This window comes from Rhodoferax ferrireducens (assembly GCF_003347515.1).
In the GTDB taxonomy this organism is placed as follows: Bacteria; Pseudomonadota; Gammaproteobacteria; order Burkholderiales; family Burkholderiaceae_C; genus Rhodoferax.
The window spans coordinates 112693-133797 of sequence record NZ_QEII01000269.1 but is presented as its reverse complement, the minus strand read 5'-3'; the positions used below and the strand labels follow the sequence as shown (position 1 = coordinate 133797).

The 21105-nt window shown below is 60.5% G+C and carries 17 protein-coding genes; 14 read left to right on the top strand and 3 right to left on the bottom strand.

Features of this window, described 5'->3' with window-relative positions; genetic code table 11:
- The first annotated feature begins 56 nt into the window (after nucleotides 1-56).
- The gene (gene purH, locus C5P05_RS11920; protein WP_114970053.1) at nucleotides 57-1649 is read left to right on the top strand and encodes a bifunctional phosphoribosylaminoimidazolecarboxamide formyltransferase/IMP cyclohydrolase; all 1593 of its coding nucleotides are present in this window, start codon (nucleotides 57-59) and stop codon (nucleotides 1647-1649) included.
- 108 nt (nucleotides 1650-1757) lie between these two features.
- Here the strand turns inward: purH and hemL are convergent, their stop codons facing one another.
- Together hemL and thiD are read right to left on the bottom strand one after the other, a co-directional pair.
- Nucleotides 1758-3068, bottom strand: coding sequence for a glutamate-1-semialdehyde 2,1-aminomutase (hemL, locus tag C5P05_RS11915; protein ID WP_114970052.1), 1311 nt, complete (start codon nucleotides 3066-3068; stop codon nucleotides 1758-1760).
- Nucleotides 3052-3963: a bifunctional hydroxymethylpyrimidine kinase/phosphomethylpyrimidine kinase gene (gene thiD / locus C5P05_RS11910; protein WP_232834453.1), complete on the bottom strand. Its 912-nt coding sequence runs from the start codon at nucleotides 3961-3963 to the stop codon at nucleotides 3052-3054. The genes hemL and thiD overlap by 17 nt, the downstream gene beginning before the upstream one ends.
- Before the next feature lie 154 nt (nucleotides 3964-4117).
- On the opposite strand from thiD, the gene C5P05_RS11905 reads away from it, so the two are divergent.
- The 6 genes from C5P05_RS11905 (at nucleotide 4118) to C5P05_RS11880 (ending at nucleotide 13664) form a co-directional block, all read left to right on the top strand.
- The gene (locus C5P05_RS11905; protein ID WP_198674705.1) at nucleotides 4118-4270 is read left to right on the top strand and encodes a rubredoxin; all 153 of its coding nucleotides are present in this window, start codon (nucleotides 4118-4120) and stop codon (nucleotides 4268-4270) included.
- 66 nt (nucleotides 4271-4336) lie between these two features.
- Nucleotides 4337-4729, top strand: coding sequence for a response regulator (locus tag C5P05_RS11900; protein WP_198674709.1), 393 nt, complete (start codon nucleotides 4337-4339; stop codon nucleotides 4727-4729).
- Entirely contained in the window at nucleotides 4729-5094 is a 366-nt protein-coding gene (locus C5P05_RS11895) for a response regulator (protein ID WP_114970048.1), read from the top strand. Before C5P05_RS11900 ends, C5P05_RS11895 begins: the two co-directional genes overlap by 1 nt.
- A 15-nt stretch (nucleotides 5095-5109) precedes the next feature.
- The gene (locus C5P05_RS11890) at nucleotides 5110-5640 is read left to right on the top strand and encodes a chemotaxis protein CheW (RefSeq protein ID WP_114970047.1); all 531 of its coding nucleotides are present in this window, start codon (nucleotides 5110-5112) and stop codon (nucleotides 5638-5640) included.
- Nucleotides 5641-5661: 21 nt separating this feature from the next.
- Nucleotides 5662-7911 (top strand): methyl-accepting chemotaxis protein, encoded by a 2250-nt coding sequence (locus C5P05_RS11885; RefSeq protein ID WP_114970046.1) that lies wholly within the window; start codon nucleotides 5662-5664, stop codon nucleotides 7909-7911.
- Between the two features lie 44 nt (nucleotides 7912-7955).
- A complete protein-coding gene (locus C5P05_RS11880; RefSeq protein WP_114970045.1) occupies nucleotides 7956-13664 on the top strand; it encodes an Hpt domain-containing protein in 5709 nt (1902 codons plus the stop codon).
- 51 nt (nucleotides 13665-13715) lie between these two features.
- On the opposite strand, the gene C5P05_RS11875 is transcribed toward C5P05_RS11880, so the two are convergent.
- Entirely contained in the window at nucleotides 13716-15206 is a 1491-nt protein-coding gene (locus tag C5P05_RS11875) for a cryptochrome/photolyase family protein (protein WP_114970044.1), read from the bottom strand.
- Nucleotides 15207-15227: 21 nt separating this feature from the next.
- Here C5P05_RS11875 and C5P05_RS11870 point away from each other — a divergent pair, with 21 nt between their 5' ends.
- The 7 genes from C5P05_RS11870 (at nucleotide 15228) to C5P05_RS11840 (ending at nucleotide 20991) form a co-directional block, all read left to right on the top strand.
- Nucleotides 15228-15827: a YqgE/AlgH family protein gene (locus tag C5P05_RS11870; protein WP_114970043.1), complete on the top strand. Its 600-nt coding sequence runs from the start codon at nucleotides 15228-15230 to the stop codon at nucleotides 15825-15827.
- Complete coding sequence (gene ruvX, locus C5P05_RS11865) at nucleotides 15824-16249, top strand: Holliday junction resolvase RuvX (protein ID WP_114970042.1); 426 nt, start codon at nucleotides 15824-15826, stop codon at nucleotides 16247-16249. The genes C5P05_RS11870 and ruvX overlap by 4 nt, the downstream gene beginning before the upstream one ends.
- Nucleotides 16246-16743, top strand: coding sequence for a bifunctional pyr operon transcriptional regulator/uracil phosphoribosyltransferase PyrR (gene pyrR, locus C5P05_RS11860; protein ID WP_114970041.1), 498 nt, complete (start codon nucleotides 16246-16248; stop codon nucleotides 16741-16743). Before ruvX ends, pyrR begins: the two co-directional genes overlap by 4 nt.
- A gap of 3 nt (nucleotides 16744-16746) precedes the next feature.
- Nucleotides 16747-17709: an aspartate carbamoyltransferase catalytic subunit gene (locus C5P05_RS11855; protein WP_114970040.1), complete on the top strand. Its 963-nt coding sequence runs from the start codon at nucleotides 16747-16749 to the stop codon at nucleotides 17707-17709.
- Nucleotide 17710: 1 nt separating this feature from the next.
- Nucleotides 17711-19003, top strand: a complete 1293-nt coding sequence (locus C5P05_RS11850) for a dihydroorotase (RefSeq protein WP_114970039.1) — start codon at nucleotides 17711-17713, stop codon at nucleotides 19001-19003.
- Entirely contained in the window at nucleotides 19003-19755 is a 753-nt protein-coding gene (locus tag C5P05_RS11845) for a lysophospholipid acyltransferase family protein (protein ID WP_198674704.1), read from the top strand. The genes C5P05_RS11850 and C5P05_RS11845 overlap by 1 nt, the downstream gene beginning before the upstream one ends.
- 216 nt (nucleotides 19756-19971) lie before the next feature.
- Nucleotides 19972-20991, top strand: a complete 1020-nt coding sequence (locus tag C5P05_RS11840) for a helix-turn-helix transcriptional regulator (protein WP_157979310.1) — start codon at nucleotides 19972-19974, stop codon at nucleotides 20989-20991.
- Nucleotides 20992-21105: the final 114 nt, after the last annotated feature.

Below are 21105 nucleotides of genomic sequence, written 5' to 3'. Positions count from 1 at the left end.
CCGGCCCTCGGCCCGCGCCCGGCCACGACCTCTTTACTGACTCTTAGATTGAATCCATGAACGCACTCCTCTCCGTCTCCGATAAAACCGGCATTGTTGAATTTGCCCAGGCCTTGCACGCCCTCGGCATCAAGCTGATCTCCACGGGCGGAACCGCCAAACTGCTGGCTGACCAAGGCCTGCCGGTGACCGAAGTGGCGGAACTCACCGGTTTTCCCGAAATGCTGGATGGTCGCGTCAAAACCCTGCACCCCAAAGTGCATGGCGGCCTGCTGGCCCGCCGCGATTTGCCGGAGCACATGGCCGCACTCAAAACGCACGGCATCGACACCATCGACCTGCTGGTGGTCAACCTGTACCCGTTTGAGTCGACCGTGGCCAAGCCCGGCTGCACCTTGGAAGACGCGATCGAGAACATCGACATCGGTGGCCCGGCCATGGTGCGCAGCGCCGCCAAGAACTGGAAAGACGTGGCCGTGCTGACTGATGCCTCGCAGTACGCGCCAGTGCTGGCGGAACTCACGGCCGGCGGCCTCACCCTCAAGACCAAATTTGCCCTGTCGGTCACTGCCTTCAACCGCATCAGCCAGTACGACGGCGCCATCAGCGACTACCTGTCGTCGATCCATTTTGAAGAAGGCAACAACACACCCCAGCGTCAGTTGTTCCCGGCCCAGTCCAACAGCCAGTTCATCAAGCTGCAAGACCTGCGCTACGGCGAAAACCCGCATCAACAGGCGGCCTTCTACCGAGACATCTACCCCGCGCCCGGCTCGCTGGTGACGGCGCAACAGTTGCACGGCAAGGAACTGAGCTTCAACAACATCGCGGACGCCGACGCCGCCTGGGAGTGCGTCAAGAGCTTCGACGCCAGCCAGGAGGCCGCCTGCGTCATCGTCAAGCACGCCAACCCCTGCGGCGTGGCCATCGGCGCCGATCCGCTGGAGGCTTACAGCAAGGCCTTCCAGACCGATCCGACCTCGGCGTTTGGCGGCATTATTGCCTTCAATCGCACCTTGGATGAGCGGGCCGCGCTACAGGTTTCGAAGCAGTTTGTGGAAGTGCTGATGGCGCCCGACTTCACGCCCGAGGCGCTGGAGGTGTTCAAGAGCAAGGTCAACGTGCGCATCCTGAAAATCAGCCTGCCCGCCGGTGGCGCGACCGATTGGGACAACGGGCGCAACGCCGTGGACGTCAAGCGCATCGGCTCCGGCCTGTTGATGCAGACGGCGGACAACCACCAGCTCACGCTGGCTGACCTCAAGGTCGTGACCCAGGTTCAGCCCACGGCAGAACAGTTGCAGGATCTGTTGTTTGCCTGGAACGTGGCCAAGTACGTCAAGAGCAATGCCATTGTGTTTTGCAAGGGCGGCATGACCATGGGTGTCGGCGCCGGCCAGATGAGCCGCCTGGACTCGGCCCGCATTGCCAGCATCAAGGCCCAGCATGCCAACTTGTCACTCAACGGCACGGCCGTCGCCAGCGACGCTTTTTTCCCGTTCCGCGATGGTCTGGACGTGGTGGTGGACGCCGGTGCGACCTGCGTCATCCAGCCGGGCGGCTCCATGCGCGACCAGGAGGTGATTGACGCGGCGAACGAGCGCGGTGTTGCCATGGTGTTCAGCGGCGTGCGCCACTTCCGTCATTGAGCCTGGGGGCGCCGAGCTTGCGGCGCTGAATCAAAAAAAAGCGGCCAAAAGCCGCTTTTTTTATGCCAAATCGGCCTCTAGCCCGCGTGTGATATGCGCAAGAAGCTATTATTTTGAGAGTGATTTGAATACTTGGTGCGCCACGGCCACGGTCGCTGCGATGTCGTCGTCGGTGTGGGCGGCGCTCACAAAACCGGCTTCATACAGGGCGGGTGCAATGTAGACGCCACCGTCAAGCAGGCCATGAAAGAGCTGGTTGAAGCGGGCGCTGTCCGTCTTCATGACCGTGGGGTAGTTCTGCGGCAGCACGTCAAAGAGGAAGAAGCCAAACATGCCGCCCTCGCTGTCGCCACAGAAAGAAACACCTTCGCTATGGGCCGCGCGGGTCAAGCCGTCCACCAGCAAGCGAGTCTTTCGCGACAAGTCTTCGAAGAAACCGGGCTTCTGGATTTCGCGCAGGGTCGCCAAGCCGCAGGCGGTGGCCACCGGGTTGCCGGACAAGGTGCCTGCCTGGTACACCGCGCCCAGCGGTGCCAGGTGTTCCATCACCGCGCGCTTGGCGCCAAAGGCCGCCAGCGGCATGCCGCCGCCAATGACCTTGCCCATGACGGTGATGTCGGGCTCGAAGCCGGGGATGTCGCGCGCGTAGACGCTTTGCGCGCCACCCAAGGCCACGCGAAACCCGTTCATGACCTCGTCAAAGACCAGCAAGGTACCGTACTGGGTGCAGAGTTCGCGGCAGCGCTTCACGAAGGGGACGGAGGCGCGCACGAAATTCATGTTGCCGGCAATCGGCTCGATCATCAGGCAGGCGATGGAATCGCCGTGCAGGGCAAAAGCTTCTTCCAGCTGGCCGATGTGGTTGTATTCGAGCACCAGCGTGTGCTGCACCACCTCGGGCGGTACGCCGGCGCTGGTGGCGTTGCCAAAGGTGGCCAGGCCCGAGCCGGCCTTGACCAGCAGCGCATCGGCATGGCCGTGGTAACAGCCCTCAAACTTGATCAGCTTGCTGCGGCCGGTCGCGCCGCGCGCCAGACGGATGGCGCTCATCGCCGCCTCCGTGCCGGAGCTGACCAGGCGCACCATGTCCATGGACGGCATCAGTTTCAGGATTTCTTCCGCCAGTTCGACTTCGCGCTCGGTCGGGGCACCGAACGAGAAGCCTTCCAGCGCGGCGTCTTGCACGGCCTTGAGCACTGCCGGGTGGCCGTGGCCCAGGATCATCGGGCCCCAGGAGCCGATGTAGTCGATATAGCGCTGGTCGTTGGCGTCCCACATGTAAGCGCCCTGGGCGCGCTGGATGAAGCGGGGCGTGCCACCGACTGCCTTGAAGGCCCGGACCGGTGAATTGACGCCACCGGGGATCACCCGCTTGGCGCGTTCAAACAGCGTGTGGTTGTGGTCAATGTTTTGTGTCATTCGGCGTGAGTTCCAGGGTGGGGAAAGAAGAGAGGGCGTCGGATGCTGCGTCAGGCTCTTCTTCCGGTTGGGCCCAAAATAACCGGTCTGGCACGATATGGCCCATGCCCGGGCGAAAGCCGCCTTCCAGGCAACGATCCAGGTAACTGAGCGCCTCGGTGAAGGCTTCCGACAGGTCGTCGCCACTGGCCAGCAGGGCCGCCAGCGCAGCCGACAGGGTGTCTCCGGCGCCCGAAAAAACCGCTTCGAAGCGCTCAAATTTTTCACTGGCCAGCACGGTCTGTGCGGAGGCAAGTACGTTGTCAATGAACTGGTCGGGCAGGGGAATGCCGGTCACCAGCGTGTAGGGCACACCCAGTTCCTGCGCGGCGCGCGCGATATCGCGTGCGCCCGGCGGGCGTTCCGTGCTCCAGTCGGGCAGCAACCAGCGCCACAAGGTGCTGTGGTTGCCGACCAGCACGGTCGTCTGGGGCAAGATCAATTCCTTGAACGCGTCCAGGTAGAGGTCAATCTGGACTTCATCCCACCAGGACAGGTCAGGCATGTAGGCGATCAGGGGAACATCCGCGTAGTCGGCGGCGATCCCTGCGACCGCGCTGAGATTTTCCGGCGAGCCGACAAAGCCGACCTTGATCACTTGAACCGCCACATCCTCCAGGGTTGCGCGGGCCTGCTCGGTCACGGCCTCGTCGTCGAAGGAAAAGTGATCGAAGATCTCGGCCGTGTCACGCGCGTAAGCTCCGGTCACGATGGGCAGGGCGTGTGCGCCCACCGAGGCAATGGCGGTCACATCCGCCGCCAGGCCGCCCGCGCCGCTGGGGTCACTGGCATTGAACACCATCACGCATGCCGGATGCGTCGCCTCAGGCAGCTCTTCGTCTATAGGGGAAACCATGGGTGGTTGCATAAGCAGGCCTGTATTTTTCTTCAGGCAGAATATCGCAAGTTATGGCGTGCGGTGCGGATATCTTGCACGTCGTCTTTATCATTCATCAATGACTGCATTCTATGGGAAGGCCTTTTGAGCTGTGAGCGAGAGCAAAACGTGGATGTGTCTGATTTGTGGCTGGATCTATGATGAAGAAATGGGTGACCCCGATCATGGTGTGGCGCCGGGAACGCCGTGGAACGCCGTGCCCCTCAACTGGACGTGTCCGGAATGTGGTGCCCGCAAGGAAGACTTCGAAATGGTGCAAATTTAGCCCTGTGATTAGGATGTGCACCGTTAATTTTTTTGAATCTCAGTTCAGGAGCAATGTCTTGTGAATATGACTGGGTCGATTTTTAAGGTTCTGGTGATTGACGACAGCAACACCATCCGCCGCAGCGCCGAAATTTTTCTCAAACAGGGTGGGCATGAAGTTATGCTCGCTGAGGATGGCTTTGATGCGCTGGCCAAGGTAAATGACTACCAGCCGCATCTTATTTTTTGTGACATCCTGATGCCGCGCCTGGATGGCTACCAGACCTGCGCGATCATCAAACGCAATGCCCGGTTTTCTGGTGTGCCGATTGTCATGCTGTCTTCCAAGGATGGCGTTTTTGACAAGGCGCGCGGGCGCATGGTCGGGGCGCAGGATTATTTGACAAAACCATTCACCAAAGACCAGTTGTTGCAGGCTGTTCAGCAGTTTGGCACCGTAATGCAAGGAGTAAATTAATGGCTATCCAGAAAGTTCTGGTCGTGGACGATTCAAAGACTGAATTGATGTTCATGACGAATTTGTTGCAAAAAAACGGCATGTCAGTGCGCACAGCGGAGGGCGCCGATGAGGTTTTTCGCCGTTTGACCGAGGAGAAGCCCGATCTGATCCTCATGGACGTGGTGATGCCCGGTCAAAACGGGTTTCAGCTGACGCGGTCCATTAACCGGACCCCGGAGTACGCGGGTATCCCGATCATCATATGTACCAGCAAGAGCCTGGAGACTGACCGGGTGTGGGGTATGCGTCAGGGGGCGCGGGATTACATCACCAAACCGGTCGATGCGGACGAGTTGATGCTCAAGATCAAGGCTTTGGGTTGAAATCCTCAGGACGGCATGGCTAATCGCGAAGCTCTCCGAGAACTCCAGACCCGCCTTGCCAGCCGATTGCAGGCGGCCCGCACCGAGGGGATATCCGCGTCGTGGCTGGCTGTCAAGGTGGGTGAGGCCAACTATCTCTTCCCCCTGTCGCAGTCTGGCGAGATATTCCCGCTGACCAGCATCCAGCTGGTTCCCTACGCTCGCCCGTGGTTCATGGGGGTCATCAATCTCCGCGGTTCCCTGTACGGCGTCGTTGATCTGGCCAGCTTCATGGGTGACGGGTCAACTCGGGTCCGAGGCGAACAGTCGCTGGCTGAATCCAGTGTCATCACCTTTCATGCGGCACTGGAACTCAATTGTGCTTTGATGGTGGATGGTCTGGCAGGGCTTCGCAAACGCGATGCGTTCTCCGCGTCAGCGGTACCGCCTGCGGGCTCCCCGGTTTATTTTGGCAGCCTGCTGACTGACCTCAATGGCGTGCACTGGCAGGAAATCAACCTGCAGTCTTTGTCCCAACTTTCCGAATTTCTCAGCATTAGCGCTTAAGTCTTTTACTAAGGTTTCCTTATGTCCGTCGTCGACCAACTGAAAAATCTGTTTGCAAAAAAGTCGTTGGAGTCCGAGGAGGATTCCCGCTTGAGCCTGGGCATGTCGGACGCCATGATGGAGCCCGTGGAGCCCGCAGTGACCGCGCAGGGGAAGCTTGCTGCAGGTCTGGACATGCGCGACGCGCCGGGTGAAGATGCCAAGGACCTGATTGCCCTGCCCATTCTGGGCAAGAAGACGGTGGTCCAGCATCAGCGGCTGTTGTCGATTCTGCTGGGCTTGGCACTGGTCCTGCTTGCGGCTGTAACGCTCTTGGCACTCAGTCAGGCAAACCGCGTGGCGCGCCAGGTGGAGGCCACGGGCAACTCCCTGATGCAGTCGCAACGGTTGGCGAAGTCGGTTTCGCAGGCGCTGGTGGGGGGCGCGCAGGCCTTTCCGGACGTGGTGGAGAGCTCCGGCGTTCTCGCCAGCTCAGTGCGCGGTCTGAAGACCGGTGATGACCAGATGAGTCTGGCGGCCTTGGGTTCCGACTACCAGTCGGAGCTGGAGAAAATATCACCCCTGATGGAGCGGGCCGAAAAGAATGCAGCCACGGTGATGACACAGCAGAAAATCCTGACGCAGGTGGGCGCGGCGCTTCGTCTGATCAATCGGCAGTCTTCAGACCTGCTGGAAATTGCCGAGACCGTGTCTTCGCTCAAGCTGCAGCAAAATGCTCCGGCGACAGAGATCTCGGCGGCCGGTCAGCTGGTCATGTTGACGCAGCGGATTGGCAAATCGTCCAACGAATTTCTGACGGCAGAGGGGGTGAGCCCCGAGGCCGTTTTTCTGCTGGGCAAGGATTTGAACTCGTTCAAGGAAATTTCACTGGGTCTGCTGGAGGGCAGCTCTGAATTGCGTTTGATGGCCTCGAAAGATCCGCAAACGCGTGAACAGTTGGAAGCCTTGATCAAGCTATTTGAGGAAACCCGCACGCAGGCCGGCGCCATTCTGGGCAATCTGCAGGGGCTTGTTTCGGCACGGGAGGCGCAGGTTTCGATTATTTCGGACAGTGAACCTCTGCGTCGGAATCTTGAAGAACTACAGGGCAAACTGTCATCGAACACGGGTCTTGGACTCGCCGCCTTCTCGGTATTGGTGGGCGCTGCTTTGTTTGCCATGCTGTGCGCGGGTGGTCTGTCCTACGTCCAGTTGCTGGACAGTCGCAAGCGCCAGGTCGCGGCCGAGACACAACGTGTGGATGCCGAGCGCCAGGAGCAAGAGGCCAAGCGGGTAAACGACGCCAACCAGGCGGCCATTTTGCGGTTGATGAATGAATTGCAGACGGTTGCGGAGGGGGACTTGACACAGGAGGCGACCGTTACGGAAGACATTACCGGTGCCATTGCCGATTCCGTGAACTACACGGTGGAAGAGTTGCGCTCCCTGGTGGGCAACGTGCAAAGTACTGCGGCCCGCGTGGCGCAGACCACAGCGGATGTGGACACCACTTCAACAGAGCTTTTGGCTGCGTCCAACGAGCAATTGCATGAAATTCGGGAAACCGGCCGTTCGGTGGTTGAGATGGCTTCGCGAATCAATGATGTGTCGGTCCAGGCGCAAGAGTCGGCATCAGTGGCCAGGCAATCGCTGCGAGCGGCCGAGGTGGGTCTGCAGGCCGTGCAAAATGCCATCGGCGGTATGAACTCCATCCGCGACCAGATCCAGGAAACATCCAAGCGGATCAAGCGCCTGGGCGAATCGTCCCAGGAAATTGGTGAAATCACGGAACTGATTTCTGACATTACCGAGCAGACCAACGTGCTGGCGCTGAATGCCGCCATTCAGGCGGCTTCCGCAGGGGAGGCCGGTCGCGGCTTCTCCGTCGTGGCCGAAGAGGTGCAGCGTCTGGCCGAACGATCCGCCGATGCAACGCGTCAGATTTCCGCGCTGGTCAAGGCCATTCAGACCGATACCCAGGATGCCGTGGGCGCCATGGAGCGCTCTACGCAGGGCGTGGTGGAAGGGGCCAAACTGTCAGACAACGCCGGCACCGCCCTGACCGAAATTGACCAGGTGTCGCGTCGCCTGGCCGAGCTGATCGAGCAGATTTCCAACTCCACCTCTCGCGAGGCGAACCTGGCCAATGTGGTGGCTGACAATATTCAACATATTTTTGCCGTGACCGAGCAGACCGGCGAGGGCACACGATCCACCGCCACCCAGGTGCGCGAGCTCTCGAAAATGGCTGAAGAACTGCGTCAGTCCGTGGCCCGGTTCAAGATTGCCTGAGCCTCACCGGTGTGAATTTGCTATCCCCAGGAGTGCACGAACCCATGCAACCGAACGCTGCCCCGACTGGCGACAACGAACTCACGACTAATGACCTCGGGCCTCTGGCCTGGGTGCTTGATGAGCTGAGGAAATCGCTGGATGGTGCGACCAAAGCACTGCGCCGCTTTGTCCGTGATGCGGAGTTGGCCCGCGGCTCTGATCTGGCTGCGCTGGATGCCAGCCAGTTGCGCATTGCCCGCCAGCAACTGCATCAGGCCGTCGGTGCGCTGGAGATGGTGGGCATGGCCGAGCCAGCCAAGGTTTTGCGCGCCATGGAGGCGCTGGCACAGAAATTTGTGCAGCGTCCCGAGCTTTGCAGCGATGAAGCCGCCAACAAGGTGGAGCGGGCCAGCTTTGCGTTGACTGAATACCTGGAAGGTGTTCTCAAGGGGAAAAGTGCATCGTCCGTGGCCCTGTTTCCCCAGTACCGCGACGTACTGGAGCTGGTGGGCGATGATCGCGTGCATCCGGCGGATTTGTGGCCTCTCGAATGGCGTTGGATTGATGTCGCGATGCCTGAAGAGTCCGTACCGCTGGCGTACGACTCGTCGATTCGGGCCCGTCTTGACGGATTGGTCCTGAGAGTTGTCAAGTCGGGCGAGAAGGTCGCGGCAAAAACCATGCGCGACATCAGTCTGGGTTTTGCAGCGGCGCAAAGCGCGCTGGAACCTCGGATTTTCTGGAAAATTTGTGGCGCGTATTTTGAAGCCGTGTCCCTGGGCCTTTGTCCCGCCGATGTTTACGGCAAGCGGGCTGCGTCCCGCATTCTTCTTCAATACAGAACGCTGGCGCGTGGTGAACAGGGTGTTTCCGAGCGTCTGATTCAGGATTTGCTGTTTTTCTGTGCGCAAGCCATTCCCGCGAGTGCGGCCGATGCGCCGGTGCTGGCTGCCGTTCGCGCAGCTTATGGCTTGACCCAGACGCAGTCATTTGATTACGAGACGCCTCAGTTCGGACGCTTCGATCCGGCACTGCTGGTTCAGGCTCGCAAACGTATTGCCGCGGCGACTGAGACCTGGTCTGCCCTCGCTGGCGGTGATACCAATCGCCTGAAGGTGGCAACGGATCAATTCAGCCTGGTGAGCGATTCGGTATTGAAGTTGCATCCCGAGAGTGGTGATTTGGCGCGCGCCCTGACACAGGCGATAGAGACGACCGCCCGTTCAGGCGAGGCGCCAGTGCCCGCGCTGGCCATGGAAGTGGCCACGGCCGTGCTGTTTCTTGAGGCCGCCTACGAAGATATGGACCCCACGGATTCGCACATGACGGAGCGCAGTGCCAGTCTTGCCAGGCGACTGGAACACGTCAATGCGGGTGGCCAGACCGAGCCACTGGAGCGATGGATGGAGGACCTGTACCGCCGGGTCAGTGATCGTCAGATCATGGGCAGTGTGGTGGACGAGTTGCGAACGACGCTGGGTGAGGTTGAAAAATCCTTGGATGCTTTCTTTCGCAATCCACAGGACAAAGTACCCCTGCATGAGGTGCCCAGCCAGTTGGCCCAAATGCGGGGCGTCTTTTCGGTGCTGGGTCTGGACCAAGCCGCGCTGGCCTCCTTGCGCATGCGGGGCAGTGTCGAAAAGTTCCTGGTTGACGATATTGATGTCGAATCCGCCCGGACCGGTATTTTCGAGAAGTTGGGCAACAGCCTGGGAGCGCTTGGATTTTTGATTGACATGTTGAGTTATCAGCGTGAGCTGGCCAAAAAACTCTTTGTGTATGACGAAGAACTAGGCGAATTCAAACCCCTGATGGGGCGTGAGAAGACGGCGCTGCCTGAGGTGGGTGTTGACAGCGTTGCGGTCGACGAATCCGTTGCCGTGGAGATGCCGGTTGTGAGCCCGCCGGCAGAGCGTGTGGTTGAAGTGGCTGAGACGGCGGTGGTGCCGGCGCAAGAATCGGTGAAGGCGGCACTCGTCGAGCCGGAGGACGACGACGAGATTGATTTGCAGGATATCTTTCTGGAAGAAGCGCGTGACGTGGTGCAAACCGCCATGGCAGCCATCCGGGACCTGGCCGAAGACCCCACTGATTTGGGACAACAGACCACGCTTCGACGGTGTTTGCACACACTCAAGGGCAGTTCGCGCATGGTCGGCCTCAACGAATTTGGCGAAGCCGCCTGGTCCATGGAGCAGTTGCTCAACACCTGGCTGGCAGAGCAAAAGCCGGCCAGCGATGACTTGCTCAGCCTCGCCGACAAGGCCCTGCAGGGATTCGGTCGCTGGGTGGAGGACATCGCGAGCGGAGACGATGCGCCATGGAGCGCGCAGGTCTTTAGTAAGGCCGCAGATGCATTGCGTCTTGACAACCGTAGGGTGGAGCTCGTGCTGCCGGGCGAAGAAGTGCCGATGGAAGCAGAGATGGAAGATTTGCATCCTGATTTTGACTTCGTCTCGACGCAAATACTTGATTTCGATGTGACTCAGGCTGTTGAAGCCGGCCCCGATCTGTCAGTGCGTGACGCAGCGGCAGCGCCATCGCTGGCTTCCGCGGCGGAAGTGCCGCTTGATCTGCTTGACTTCGATTTTGCCGAGGTCCCAGAGGTCTCAGAGGTTGCAGAATCTCCTTTGGAGACGGCGGCGGCTCTGGACGAAGTGGAGACATTGCATCCTGAACTGGCCGAGGTGGAGAGCGCTGCTGTCGAGTTTGCGCCGGAGTCCCAACCGGCTGAGCTTGTAGACGCGGGTCTGGAAGATCAGGTCAAGGTCATCGGGACCCTGCGTATCGATATTCCTCTTTACAACGTTTATCTGAACGAGGCGGATGAATGGTCTCGCCGTTTGCTCACCGAGCTCAACGAATGGGCGCTTGAGTTGCCACGACCTTTGTCTGACACCACGGTTGCATGGGCGCATTCGCTGTCCGGTAGTTCCGCCACTGTCGGGTTTATGGCCTTGTCCGAGATTGCCCGGGCATTGGAACAAGCCTTGCGGCATGTGCAGCTTCATGGGCAAGGGGTTCCTGAGCATGCCCAAGTATTCATTGAGGCAGCGGAAGATATTCGTCGCCTGTTGCACCAATTTGCGGCCGGATTCCTCAAGGAGCCGGACCAGGCCCTGATTGACGCGCTCAAAGCCATTCTGGACATTGAATTTCCGTCCGTTGCAGAAGAGGTCGAAGACAGTCTGTATGCCGAACTCGTTAGTGAGGCGGAAGCGCCCATCGAGCTTGATGAGCTTGATTTTGATCAGCTCGTGGCGGTTGACCCTATTGAGGCGTTGGAACCGGATGCGCCAGAGGCCCCTGCCATCGCCAGCGATTCAGCCGTGCCGGCCATCCCGGATCTAGACCTCGTGGCGCCGGTCGCCGTGCCGCCCGAGGTCAGTGCCGCAGTAACACACGCGCACCCAGAGCACGAAGATGATGACATCGACGTGCTCGATGTGCTTGATGTTGACCTGTTCCCGATTTTTGAAGAAGAGGCGCTTGAGTTGTTGCCGCAGCTCGGTGGCGCGCTCCGGCAATGGACGGCCCGCCCGGACAACCTAGGCGCCCGCAGCGAGGTATTGCGGGTCCTGCATACGCTCAAAGGCAGTGCGCGCCTCGCTGGCGCCATGCACCTGGGTGAGATGGCGCATCGCATGGAGTCCGCTATTGAACGGCTTGGGCTTGAAGACTTGCAGGCGTCTCAGCTGGAGCCATTGCTGGTCCGTTTTGATGCGATCCAGGCCCATTTCGACCACCTCCGTGCCACGCCCGAACAGGCCCTGAGCCTGCCCGAAGCTGGCCCGGTGGAACAAGAGGTGGACTCTCCCCTGGCCGCCATTTCACCGGTACCGCCTTCAGCGGCGTTGCCAATTGCCTTCGCGGCGACCCTGACGCCCGTGGCGTTGCGGCCGGCGTCCAACCAAACCGTGCGCGTGCGTTCGCAGTTGCTGGACCGCATGGTCAATCAGGCCGGCGAAGTGATGATCACGCGTTCGCGGCTGGAGGCCCGTTTGGGTCAGCTGCGTGGATCGTTGGGCGATTTGACCGGCAATCTGGACCGTTTGCGGCATCAACTGCGCGATATCGAACTGCAATCGGAGTCCCAGATGCAGTCCCGCCTGGCGCAGGCCAAAGACTCCGCGCAGGCCTTTGACCCGCTTGAGTTTGATCGCTTCACCCGGGTTCAGGAACTCACCCGGATGATGGCCGAATCGGTGCATGACGTGGCCACCGTGCAGCGCAGTCTGCAGCGCACGGTAGAGGGGACTGAGGATGATTTGATTGCCCAGGGTCGCCAGGCCCGTGAGTTGCAGCGCGACCTGTTGCGCACGCGGATGGTGGAGTTCGAGGGGATTGCGGAGCGTTTGTACGGCGTTGTTCGCCAGGCCTCCAAGGATGCCGGCCGCCTCGTCAAGCTGGACATCGTCGGGGGCTCGCTGGACATGGACCGTGGCGTGCTGGAACGCATGGCCCCCTCGTTTGAACATTTGCTGCGCAATTCGGTGGCGCATGGCATCGAAGAGCCAGCGGTGCGCGCCGCCGCGGGCAAGCCGGCGGTAGGCACGATCACCATCCATCTCCAACAGCAAAGCAATGACGTGACGGTCGAGTTCAGCGACGATGGTGCGGGTCTCGACCTGGATCGAATCCGCGAAAAAGCCGGGGCCGAAGGGCATCTGTCCGACGCGGCGTCGCTAACGGATTCTGAAGCAGCCAACCTGATTTTCACCCCCGGGTTTTCCACCGCCTCGCAGGTCACCGAACTGGCCGGTCGTGGCATCGGTCTGGACGTCGTGCGGGCCGAGGTCAATGCCCTGGGTGGCCGCATTGAAACATCGACCGCGCGCGGGCAGGGCACCAAGTTCACACTGATCCTGCCACTCACCACAGCGGTGACGCAGGTCGTCATGCTGCGCATGGATGAGCTGGTGGTCGGCGTGCCGGCGAATCTGGTCGAGATGGTGCGCCGGGTGCCGGCAGCTGACTTGGAGCGCGCGTACCAGGACAATCTGTTTACCTTCAACAATGAACAAGTGCCGTTTTTCTGGGCCGGGACCTTGTTGCAGGCCTCGGTGACCAGCAGCGAGACAAGGACCAAAACCCTGGCCGTTGCCATTTTCCGCAGTGCCGGTCAGCGGGTCGCATTGCACGTCGATGAAGTGCTTGGCAACCAGGAGGTCGTGGTCAAGAATCTCGGGCCGCAGCTGTCCCGTCTCCCCGGTCTGACCGGCATGTCGGTGCTGGCGTCGGGCGCCGTGGTCCTGATCTATAACCCGGTGGCACTGGCTTCCGTTTATGGTGACCAGGCGCGTCAACTCAAGCTGAACGCCGAGCAAGCCGTTGACGATGTGTCTTCAGCGGGTGCGGCGCCCGCGCCGCTCCTGATGGCGGGTGCCAGCCAGGCGCCCCTGGTGTTGGTGGTGGACGACTCGATCACGGTGCGCCGTGTGACCCAGCGACTCCTGAAGCGCGAAGGGTTCCGGGTGGCGTTGGCGGCCGACGGTTTGCAGGCCCTGGAGCGTTTGCTGGAGGAGAAACCTGCGGTCGTGCTGTCGGACATCGAAATGCCACGCATGGATGGTTTCGATCTGGTGCGAAATATTCGCGGCGATGCCAAGTTGCGCGACCTCCCCATCATCATGATTACCTCGCGCATTGCCGAGAAGCATCGCGAGCACGCGCGTGAACTGGGGGTTGATCACTATCTGGGCAAGCCGTATTCGGAGGAAGCGCTGATTGGTCTGGTGCGGCAGTACTGTGCCGTTACGCTTGAGGGTTAAATAAGGCTCTAGCCCCCGTTCTTATTGCGCAATATGCTATTAAATACGTAGCTAACGTTGAGCTTGAGACGGTTGGACTGAGTTCTTGACCACCGCATACCGTTGCAGAGTCAGTGCCCGCGCCACCTCGTGCGCCACGATGGGCGCAGGATAGTTTTGTCCGAGTACCACGCCAGCCGACTGCAAATCCAGAGGGGAGGCGGTCCAGGGTGCGTGCAAGGCTGCTGTGCTGAGTTTCGCCAGTTGTGGCAAATAGCGGCGGATGAACTTGCCCTCGCTGTCAAACTTCTTGCTCTGACTGACTGGATTGAAAATCCGGAAATACGGTTGCGCGTCGCAGCCGCTGGAGCTGATCCACTGCCAGCCACCGTTGTTGGCCGCCAAATCAAAATCATTGAGCTGCCGGGCGAAATAGGCTTCACCCCGGCGCCAGTCAATGCCGAGATCTTTCACCAGAAAGCTGCCCACCACCATGCGCAGTCTGTTGTGCATGTAGCCGGTCTGGTTGATCTGGGCCATGGCCGCATCCACCAGCGGGTAGCCAGTGCGCCCCTCGCACCAGGCTTTGAACAGCGTTTCGGCATGCTCGCCCCGCTCCCATGGGATCGCGTCGTACTCCCGTTTGTAGGCGCCGTGGGCCACGTGCGGGAAGTTGGTCAGAATCTGGAAATAAAAATCACGCCAGATCAGCTCGCCCAGCCAGACGGCAGCGCCCCGGCTGCCCTGAATTTGTCGCTGCAGGGCGGTGGCCGCCAGTTGGCGGATGGACACCGTGCCAAAGCGCAGGTGCACGCTCAAGTAGCTCGGGCCTTTAACGGCCGGAAAATCGCGCGTTTCGTCGTAGCGGTCCATGCGTTCAAAGAAGTCTTCAAACAGCTGGCGACCGCCCGACGCCCCGGTCGGGATTTTCAGTGCGCTCAGCTTGCTGGTTTCAAATCCAATCGCGGCCAGAGCCGGTACCGGTTGCTGCAGGGTGGCCGGGCGTGGCGCCAGGGCGGCAACGATAGGGGCCGCATCGTGGCCACGCAGGTGATGGGATGTGACCGTCGCCAACCACCTATTTTTGTAAGGGGTGAAAACGCCATAGGGTGTCCCGGTTTGGGTCAGGATTTCGCGGTCTTCAAAAATCACATGATCTTTACAGGTCTGCAGGGCCACACCCGCGTGCGCCAGTGCTTCCCGCACGCGGGCGTCGCGCGCCCGCGCCTGCGGCTCGTAATCATGGGCGGCAAAGACGGCCTGCACCTGCAGTTCTTTGGCCAGGGTCGCGATTTCCTCGTCCGCTCGTCCCTGGCGCACGATCAGGCCCGCGCCCGGTGTGCGGCTCAGTTGTCGCAAGTCTTCGTCGAGCTCGCACAATGCCGCACGGATGAATTCCACTCGGGCGTCGGCGCGCGGCAGGGCGGCGAGAATGTCCCGGTCGAAGACGAAAACGCAATGCACCTGCCGGCAGGCCTTCAAGGCCAGGCACAGCGCGGCGTTGTCCACCACACGCAAATCGCGGCGGAACCACATCAAACCTGTTTCAAATTGCTTGTTCATGATCGCCGTTAAAATTGTTGCATGCCCTCAGATTTTGCCTTCACCAACTTGACGAATCATTTTCTGATCGCCATGCCTGGTTTGCAGGATGAAATGTTCTCCCGAAGCGTGGTGTACGTCTGCGAGCACAGCGAGCGCGGCGCCCTGGGGCTGGTGATCAACAAACCCGGCGAGATGAGCTTGAAAAGCCTGTTTGACAAGGTGGAGTTGCCCTTGCGTCGTGAGGACCTGACAGGCGCCCCGGTATTTCAGGGCGGGCCGGTGCAGACGGAGCGGGGCTTTGTCTTGCATGAAGCACTGTTTGCCAGCGAGGGCAAGACGGGCGAATCCGTCTACGCCTCGACCATGATGATCCCGGGTGGCCTGGAAATGACCACGTCCAAAGACGTCCTGGAAGCCCTGTCCACGGGCGCGGGGCCGCGCAAAGTATTGGTGTCGCTGGGTTACGCCGCCTGGGGTGAAGGCCAGCTGGAGGCCGAACTGTCGGACAACAGCTGGTTGACGGTGGCCGCCGACACCAGCGTCATCTTCGATACACCGGTGGCACAGCGTTATGACCAGGCCCTGCAGCTGCTGGGTTTTGAGGCGTGGATGTTGTCACCTGATGCGGGGCATGCATGAGCGGTGAGAAGGGCGCAACGCCCCTGAGCGTGCCGGCCGGACTGCAAACTTTTTTGGCCCTGGATTTTGGTCTCAAGCGCACCGGCTTCGCCGTCGGCAACCGCCTGATGCGTACCGCCCAGCCGCAAGGCACGATCACCGCCGAGGGCGACGCCCGCTTCGTCAAAATTTCCCTGCACATTAAAGAATGGCAGCCCGACGCGCTGGTGGTGGGGGTGCCGTTCCACCCCGATGGCGCGGAACATGAAAATACCCTGCGGGCGCGCAAGTTTGCCCGCCAATTGCATGGCCGTTTCAAGCTGCCAGTCTTTGAAGTGGACGAGCGCTACACCACCACCGAAGCGCTCTCCATGGGGGCCAAGGACGCGGATGCTGCGGCGGCCTGCATTATTCTGGAACAGTTTCTGAGGAGTATTCCATGAGCACACTCACGCTGGACGCGGAGGCGCTGTACCTTGATTTTCTTTCCGGCGTGCGTGGCCTCCATGGCCCCGGCACGCGCTTGGTCGGCGTCACCTCCGGCGGCGTCTGGCTGGCCGAGCGCTTGCAGCGGGACATGAACCTGGCCGAGCGGCCCGGCGTCATCTCGTCCAGCATGCACCGCGATGATTTCGCCCGCCGTGGCATGACGGCCGGGGCGCAGACGCAGATTGACTTTGACGTGAACGACGCGCACATCCTCCTGCTCGATGACGTGCTCTACACCGGGCGCACCATTCGCGCGGTGATCAACGAATTGTTCGATTTTGGCCGGCCGGCCAGCGTCAAGCTGGCGGTGCTGGTGGATCGGGGCGGGCGCGAGCTGCCCATTCAGGCCGATTTCTGCGCCGCCCGTGTGGCCTTGCCCGCCAGCCAGTCTCTGGCGCTGGCCCGCGATGAAGCCGGGGTTTTCAGTTTCAACGTGGAGTCCCGCTAAGCCATGCTTTACAAGCGCAATCCCCAGCTCAATAAAAACGGTGAACTGATTCACCTGCTCTCGATCGAGGGCCTGCCCAAAAGTATCCTGACCCAGGTGCTGGACACGGCGGCAAATTTTGTCAGCGTCAATGACCGCGAAGTCAAGAAAGTGCCGCTGTTGCGCGGCAAGAGCGTGTTCAATCTCTTTTTCGAAAATTCGACCCGTACCCGCACCACCTTCGAGATTGCCGCCAAGCGTCTGAGTGCCGATGTCATCAACCTGGACATCGCCCGCTCATCGGCCTCCAAAGGCGAATCGCTGCTGGACACCATCGCCAATCTGAGCGCCATGGCGGCCGACCTGTTCGTGGTGCGCCACGGCGAGTCAGGTGCGCCCTACCTGATCGCCCAGCATGTGGCGCCGCATGTGCATGTGATCAACGCCGGTGACGGACGGCATGCGCATCCGACCCAGGGCTTGCTGGACATGTACACCATCCGGCATTTCAAGAAAGACTTTTCCAACCTGACCGTGGCCATCGTGGGCGACGTGTTGCATTCACGCGTGGCGCGCTCCGACATCCACGCCCTCACCACGCTCGGTTGTGCCGAAGTGCGTGTGGTTGGGCCGAAGACCCTGGTGCCCTCTGATATGGCGCAAATGGGCGTGCGCGTCTGCCACACGCTGGAGGAGGGCATACGCGGCTGCGACGTGATCATCATGCTGCGCCTGCAGAGTGAGCGCATGAACGGCGCGTTGCTGCCTTCCAGTCAGGAATTTTTCAAGAGCTTCGGCCTGACACCGGAGAAGCTGCAACTGGCCAAGCCGGATTGCATCGTGATGCACCCGGGTCCCATCAACCGCGGTGTGGAGATTGACTCGGCCGTGGTGGACGGCAAGCAGAGCGTGATCCTGCCGCAGGTAACGTTCGGTATTGCCGTGCGCATGGCGGTGATGAGCATCGTGGCGGGGAACGAGGCCTGATATGAATATATTAATCAAAGGCGGCCGGGTCATCGATCCTGCCAGCGGTTTCGATGAAATTGTGGACGTAGCCCTCGTCGATGGTGCGGTGGTAGCTATTAAAAATATAGCAAATGAATTCCAGCCGACGCAGACCATTGACGTCAGCGGCTGCATTGTGGTGCCCGGCTTGATGGACCTAGCGGTGCGTTTGCGCGAGCCCGGCCATGAGCACGAAGGCATGCTGGAGTCCGAGATGGCGGCGGCCGTGGCCGGTGGCGTGACCAGTCTGGTGTGCCCACCCGATACCGAGCCGGTGCTGGATGAGCCGGGCCTGGTCGAAATGTTGCGCTTTCGGGCCGAAAAACTGAACCAGTGTCGCGTCTACCCGCTGGGTGCCCTGACCCGGAACCTCGCCGGTGAAACCCTGACCGAGATGGTGGAGCTGACCGAGTCGGGCTGCGTCGCGTTCAGCCAGGCCGAAGTGCCCCTGGCCAGCACCCTGGTCATGCAGCGCGCGTTTCAGTACGCCAGCACGTTTGGCTATGCAGTCTGGCTGCGACCGCAGGACTTGTTTCTCGGCAAAGGCGTGGCGGCCAGCGGCGCGCTGGCGACCCGCCTCGGCTTGGCCGGCGTGCCGGTGGTGGCGGAGACGATTGCGTTGCACACCATTTTCGAGTTGATGAAGGTCACGGGTGTCCGGGTCCATCTGTGCCGCTTGAGCAGCGCGGCCGGCGTGGCCCTGGTGCGCCAGGCCAAGCTGGAGGGCTTGCCTGTCACCTGTGACATCAGCATCAACTCGCTGCATTTGACAGACGCGGATATTGGCTACTTTGACAGCCGCGCCCGGCTCAACCCCCCTTTGCGCCAGCAGCGCGACCGCGATGCCCTGCGCGCAGCACTGGCGGACGGCACCATCGATGCGCTGGTGTCCGACCACACGCCGGTGGACGAAGATGCCAAGGCCTTGCCCTTTGCCGAGAGCGAGGCGGGCGCCACGGGTGTCGAGCTGCTCCTCAGTCTGGCGCTCAAATGGAGCGCAGACAGTGGCGTGCCACTGGCGCGTGCCTTGGCCGCGGTGACCAGCGGGCCGGCCGATGTGCTGGGTGCCTCACTGGGCAAGCGTCAAGGCCGCGTCGGCCGCTTGCTGGTAGGCGGCGTGGCGGATCTGTGCGTGTTTGACCCCCAGTCCGTCTGGACGGTGGAACCTGGCGCCTTGCGTAGCCAGGGCAAACACACTCCCTTCTCGGGTTACGAACTGCCAGGCCGCGTGCGCTGCACGATCGTGGGCGGGCAAGTCGCCTTTCAGGCTTGATGAAGCGCCTGGGCGTACGCGTCAGCGCTGGCTGGCGGCTCACGCGTGCCATGGTGCACATCATGACCGGTTGTGTCATGGTTGTGGTGCTGTTCCCGCGACTGACTTCTGCGCAAAAAGAAGCAAGAATTCAGCTTTGGGCCCATACCCTGCTTGCGCGGCTAGCTATTAAATTGGTAGTGATTGGTGAACCACCGGCACAAGGCCCCGCGCTGCTGGCAGCCAACCACATCTCGTGGCTGGACATTGTGGTGATGCACGCTGCGCGCCACTGCCGCTTTGTCTCCAAAGCCGACGTCAAGCACTGGCCGCTGATCGGTACATTGGCGACCGGTGCGGGGACCTTGTTCATCGAGCGCGAGTCCCGCCGCGACGCCATGCGTGTGGTGCACCACATGGCCGAGCGCTTGCAGGCGGGCGACATTCTGGCCATTTTTCCAGAGGGCACCACCAGCGATGGCGTGAATATGCTGCCCTTTCATGCCAATCTGTTTCAGGCCGCCATCGCGGCCAATGCGCCGGTGCTGCCAGTGGCGCTGCGCTTTACGGACTTCGCCAGTGGCGAGCACAGCCTGGCGCCGTGCTACATCGGCGACGACTCCTTGATGCGCTCGGTCTGGCGCACGCTCACCTCGCCGCAACTGTGCGCGGTTCTGATATTTGGTGACCCCCAGTCCGCGCAAGGGCGTGACCGCCGCGCTTGGGCGGCTGATGTGCGAACGACGGTGGAAGTCCTGCGAACCCCTTCCTAGCACGCCGCATCGTTGGCTGTATCCGTCAAGCTTGATGGCGGACGGGTAACCCTTTTGACTCGGTCTTGTTACGGCATGTAACGAGACGGCAATTGGGCATTTTTTGGCTTGTACACTCAACAAAAAATTAGTTCAGTCGTTCCTTGGGGAGGCGCGATCCGTCAGTTTCGTTGAGGTTATCTATGGCAAATCAATCTATTCTTCCTAACGCGCGACTTGTTGCGTTCTCAATCACGCAGGTGTATCTGCGCCAGCCAGTGTCGTCACGGAACGTCAAGACCCACCGCAGTTGTCTATACAACTCTGGGCGCACACTCCGAAGCGGCGGCAACTGAATCCCTTGTGCATGACCGAGGTGTCGTACATGGCGTGAGTCATTCGTACGCGCTGCAAACGCTCCATGAACTGGTCCAACAAATGACTCGCTGGGACCAGCGGGAAATCTGCATCAAAGGGGGGGGAAGAATGAAGTGGGTAAACAAGCCTTGCGGCGGAGCCAGTCGTTCCGCAGTTGTCACCGCGTTGGAGTCGCTGGACCTGGTGTCCACGAAAGACGACTTCATTACCTGGACAAAGACTGATTTTCAACTCGTTCTTCCGCATGGCGCCTTTGTGGCTTGCGTGGGACAAGTGCTTGATTTCGGTGTCAAACCGCTTGACGTTGTATCGGAAAATTTTTCTGATTCATGCCTCAAGGCTGCACATTTTGCGCAAGGTCGATATCACACGTTCATGATGCAGCGCTGGTTGAAAAGCGGTGAACCTCAGATGTATGACCTGAGCCTGAATGCTGCGGCGCTCAACCTCGGTTGCTTAAAGGCTTTTAGCGCCAGCGGACTTCAAAACATCGCAGCCCACGGTCTTTTTGACATTCATCGGGATCACATGACCTTCTTCAGTTTTCACAAGCTGCCTTCCCCACCGGGAGACGAGCAAGGAAAACTCCTCAGGCTGATGGTTCCGGCGATGCACGCCGCCTTGCTGCGCTGCATTCAATCTCCTGCGGCGCCTCTGGCCCGCGCACTACCGCCACGACAGGCATTGACTGCCCGGGAGAGCGAAGTTCTGGGCTGGATCTGTCAAGGCAAGACCAACAGCGAGATTGGCTTGATTCTTGATAGTTCGCCCAATACAGTCAAAAACCAGGCACAAACCATCCTGGTCAAACTGCGGGTCAACACGCGCGCACAAGCCGCGGCTGAAGCCACGCGTCAGCATCTGCTGCCCTACAAATAGGCTATTTGCGGTGTCGCAATTTTCTGTCTGCATTTCTTAAGACGTGAAAGTTAGTCCATAGTCCAAACGGACTATGGCGAAGCTATGGGGTGATCCCTAACATCCGCAGGACTT